This is a genomic window from Streptomyces alkaliphilus (assembly GCF_014141535.1).
In the GTDB taxonomy this organism is placed as follows: Bacteria; Actinomycetota; Actinomycetes; order Streptomycetales; family Streptomycetaceae; genus Streptomyces; species Streptomyces alkaliphilus.
Genome location: NZ_VKHT01001282.1, coordinates 1 through 1,180 on the forward strand (window position 1 = coordinate 1; position 1,180 = coordinate 1,180).

Consider the following 1,180-nt stretch of genomic DNA (forward strand, 5'->3'; position numbering starts at 1 on the left):
GGGGAGGAGGCGGTACGCACCGTACGGCGACGGCGGGATCCGGTCGCCCGGGCACGGACCGGGCACGGAGGCACCGGGGGCGCACGATGTGGGGGCGTACGCGCTGGGCGCACCACTCGAAACGGCCCGCCGGCGGCGCGTTCCCGGCCGGAACGCGCCACCGGCGGCTCCCCCGTCCGCCCGGTCGGGGACCAGGGGCTCAGTCGTCCGACTCCAGGGCGGCCCGTACCGCGTCCTCGATGCCGGGGTGGGCGAACCGGAAGCCCGCCTCGAGCAGGCGGCGCGGCACCACCCGCTGGCTGCCCAGCACGTCCGTGGCGAACTCCCCCAGCGCCAGCCGCAGGGCCGGCCCCGGCACCGCGAACACCGTGGGGCGCCCCAGGACCCGCCCCATCGCCGCTGTCGCCTCCCGATTGGTCACCGGCTCCGGCGCGGTCAGGTTCACCGGACCGGAGAGCGCGTCGGGGGTCTCCCGCAGCAGGAAACGCATCGCGGCCACGTGATCGGCGAGGGAGATGTGGCTCCAGTACTGCCGACCGTCGCCCAGACGCCCGCCCGCACCGGCCCGGAAGATCGGGAACAGCCGCCCCCAGGCCCCACCCCGACGGGAGACCACCAGCCCGGTGCGCAGGAAGACGGTGCGCGCCCCGGCCGCGACGGCCGGCTCGGCCGCGGCCTCCCACGCCACGCACACCTCCGGGAGGAAGCCGGTGCCCGGCGGCGCGGACTCGTCCACCCGCCGCTCCCCGGTGTCGCCGTAGAAGCCGATCGCGCTCCCGCACAGGAACACCCGCGGTCCGCTCCCGGACTTCGCGAGCTCCGCGACGGCCCGCGCCACGGCGGTGGTCCCCAGCACCCGACTCTCGCGGATCTCGCGTTTGTAGGACTCCGTCCACCGCCGGTCACCGACACCGGCCCCCGCGAGGTGGACCACCGCGTCACATCCCTCCAGGGCGGAGGCGGTGATCTCCGGATCGCGGGCCCGGGCGTCCCAGCGGGCCTCGTCGGGAGCGGAGGGCGCGCGACGGACGAGGCGGACGACCTCGTGACCGTCCGCCCGCAGGGAACGGACCAGGGCGGTGCCGATCAGCCCGGAGGCGCCGGTGACGGCGACACGGCGCGGCGGGTCCGGCGCGGCCCCGGAGGAGCCCTCCGCGGAGGTTCCGCGGGAGGCGTCGGC

The 1,180-nt window shown here is 77.4% G+C and carries 1 protein-coding gene; it reads right to left on the reverse strand.

Annotated features, from left to right (window positions below; all coding sequences use genetic code 11):
- Nucleotides 1-199: 199 nt before the first annotated feature.
- Nucleotides 200-1,090 carry a TIGR01777 family oxidoreductase gene (locus FNQ90_RS23985; RefSeq protein WP_182608263.1) on the reverse strand — a complete coding sequence of 297 codons (891 nt, stop codon included), beginning with the start codon at nucleotides 1,088-1,090 and terminating at the stop codon, nucleotides 200-202.
- Nucleotides 1,091-1,180: the final 90 nt, after the last annotated feature.